General features: G+C 44.5%; 3 protein-coding genes. All 3 read right to left on the bottom strand.

Translation table 11 applies throughout. The annotated features are described in order from the left end of the window. Positions 1 to 512 precede the first annotated feature (512 nt). The gene (locus tag NC238_13660; protein ID MCM1566953.1) at positions 513 to 1049 is read right to left on the bottom strand and encodes a hypothetical protein; all 537 of its coding nucleotides are present in this window, start codon (positions 1047 to 1049) and stop codon (positions 513 to 515) included. After that, entirely contained in the window at positions 1046 to 2755 is a 1710-nt protein-coding gene (locus NC238_13665) for a PglZ domain-containing protein (GenBank protein MCM1566954.1), read from the bottom strand. Before NC238_13665 ends, NC238_13660 begins: the two co-directional genes overlap by 4 nt. Continuing rightward, positions 2752 to 3061 (bottom strand): hypothetical protein (locus NC238_13670; protein ID MCM1566955.1); only part of this gene is annotated, 310 nt, incomplete at its 5' end. The genes NC238_13670 and NC238_13665, both read right to left, overlap by 4 nt.

Consider the following 3061-nt stretch of genomic DNA (forward strand, 5'->3'; position numbering starts at 1 on the left):
AATTATATTGATATAATATTTCTTTTTTAAAATAATAACTGTATTACTACGCATTAACAAGTACTTCAAAAATAATTTTAAAATAATAAACGTATTTGCTTACATGCCTATAATTTCTATCTCTGACCTGCCCCAGTAATGAACCAACATGGAACAGGTTATACAGGTTATATCTGTGTATATATTCACCATTGTCGCAGACTTCACTGCAAGAATCACAATGACCTGGCTTAGCCGCTAATACGCTCAGCACCTATTTTCAACAAAATATGATCAGAGCAAAGTCGTCAGACTCAGAGCTTATGTGTTGCTAGAACGGTGCATTTTGGAAAAGCCTTATTCAGGATCATAATATGAATCCTAGCTAGGGGTATTTAATATAATGGAATTTGTTTTTACTGATTTGTTTTTCCGCAATTCTTTTTTAACTAGAATATGTAAAATTATTGAGCTGACTATCGACGCAGTTAATAAATAACTGTTTTCATTTTATTAGTTGGCACACTAATAAATCATTTAACTACCATACCTTGATCCACCCACTGCCACTTACCTTTTTCGTTGGTGACAAAACCGAACAATTTCAAGGTAGATAAGACATATCTCACACGCCGTGGAATCGTTCCCCGTTCACCATATTGAGCCGAAAGCTGGGCGTACAAATCAGTCGCGCTAACTGTCTTAACGCCAATTAATGATAGTTTACGAAATACATTTACGCAATCAGCGACAAAAGGGGTTGACAGTTGCAAAAGCTCAAACCTTAGCTGGTCGCGTTCCGTCGGCACCATTTTCTTCATCTGCTCATGAGCCGCCACCAGATTTTCATGGGAGATACCCGAAAGAAAGCCAACAGTACGCTGAAGTTGACTTACCGTCTTCCGTAGTGATGTCGGGGTCTTTATTTCATTCGATAGGTAATCACGGAGGTGATTATCTAGTTCTACTTTATTGGAGGATGAGACATATTTTGAAAGAGCATAATCAAGCCATTCCGGCCGCATCATACGGTCGAACATGACAGGAATCTTTTCAGGATGTTGTTTCATGCTAATACCTCCACAACTGGAATAATTGCTTCTTCAATGCTAAATCCGCCATGGCTTTCAATGGTGGTACCGTATGATGCAAATGCACCGCTTTCCGCTGCAAACAAAGGTTGACAATCTGCTGGCAGTCCGGTCGGCTGAAAAATAAAAGTGCCATCAATGCAATTGGCCTTTCTTAAACTATCATTAGGGAACAGCAATACTCTTTGCGATGCTTTCTCTGCCAGCTCACCAATATACGGTCGGCCAATCCCTCTGCATTCAACATGGCCGTGGTCGGATAATACCCACAATCTATAGCCGTTGTCTAATCCCTCACGTAGCAACCCGCGCAACGGTGTACGTCTCGCCCAACGTTTGGCCGCAGCATATGTAGAATCATAACTTAACTGCAGCGAATGAACAATGCTATCCCATGAAGCATCTAAGATGCAGATTCGGCTTTTACCTTTTGCTATGGCATCACGGATGCCTGATGATTCAGTGACTTGGAACCATTCACCGTCATCCCTAAATCGATAGCGCCAAAGTGTTCGTTCCAGCCTAGCCGAATGATTACTTGCACTGAACCGGTTAGGTAGTATCCCTTCAAAAAATGCCCTCCGGGCCAAAGATGTAATTGTCGGGATTACAGTGAACGCAGCTCGACGGAAAAATTGAGAAAAAACGCCTTCTTCATTCCATGTTTTTTCTATGACGAGCCATGTCCGCAAACTTAAGCAATCGACCATAAAGACTATCATTCGATCTGATCCGGCTTCATCAGCAAGACGGTTGCGAAGGCTGCTAATGCAAAGCACCTCGGGATTTGTTGCTGATAGCGCTAAATTATATCCACCATTCTGTACCCAATTTACAAACTGGGCATTCGTATCAGATCGTAATGCTTGGTTACTTTTGGTGTTACAGCTCTCCGCGTAGGTCCAAGCGTAGTTTAGCCACTCCCTCGGTGTTGCTTTCGAATCAGGCGACTCTTGCCACGATGTGCCGTCTTCGACAACTTCTAAACGACTTATTACTGCTGGGCGTTTCGCGCAATCTACAAGAAATGTCTCCCAAGACGGAGCGACAGAAGTATTGCTTTGCGATAACAACAAGGTCCGCGCAGCTACAGGATCGGTCAGCTCATGTTCACTAATATCTTTTCTACCGGATGAAACAGCAATGGGCACAAACCATGATGCGATCTGCCTTGGCAAGCCTTCATTCCCTACGACGATTCGCGCTAGTAGGCCATTCCACGCTTCACTGGTTTTTAGGAAAAGTGGATCGACACCGTACAATGCCCGAGCAATTTCCCACGCGGTATCGCGTGCGCTCAAACTTCGAGGCGTCACTTCATGCAAGCGCAATAAAACGTCCCAACGCGACCGCGGAACAGCTAACACGATGTCACGTACTAACCGGGGAAACAAGCGACCTATACTAACGCTTTCCCATCGATAATCTTTCAGCTTTGACTGTACCAACGCACGGCTTCGAGGTAAAGATGGCGCAATGATAATTGGCTTTTCGTCCTCGGGCACTTTGGTCCAACGAGACAGTTCATCTTCCAAACCATCCCATTCATATACGCTCATACCTGCTGAACGTAATGCCTCTCTGACCTCAGGCTGTTCCAGCAAGTCGTCGGGATCGTCACAAAAAGTTGGCAACCCACCTAAATCGGAAATTAAAGGATTAACAACACGTTTTACCCAATTCATTCAACCATCACCTGGATCGCCACCAAACATCGAAATTCCGGTAGCGGCTCGAATCTATCCGACCTTCGACCGGTTATGATATCGGACTCAATTTCGTTACGGCGTAACTTAACCCAAGGATCGTTCGCGTTGCCGCGTAAACTCTCCAGGCGAGCCTGTCTGTAACGTTCAGTCTCACGGATGCGTCGTTCACGGTTCTTTCCTTCTTCGGCCAGTAAAGCATAGAATATCTGTTTACCCTCGCTTTCCGCCATCTGCCGTAAAGCATCCGGTGGAGATACAATAGCATCTCCGAGTTCATCGATT

The organism is Dehalobacter sp. (genome assembly GCA_023667845.1).
In the GTDB taxonomy this organism is placed as follows: Bacteria; Bacillota; Desulfitobacteriia; order Desulfitobacteriales; family Syntrophobotulaceae; genus Dehalobacter.

What these genes read in the sequence shown, in the direction of transcription:
- NC238_13665 (MCM1566954.1), bottom strand. Translation starts at nt 2,755, where the DNA reads ATGAATTGGGTAAAACGTGTTGTTAATCCTTTAATTTCCGATTTAGGT.
- NC238_13660 (MCM1566953.1), bottom strand. Translation starts at nt 1,049, where the DNA reads ATGAAACAACATCCTGAAAAGATTCCTGTCATGTTCGACCGTATGATG.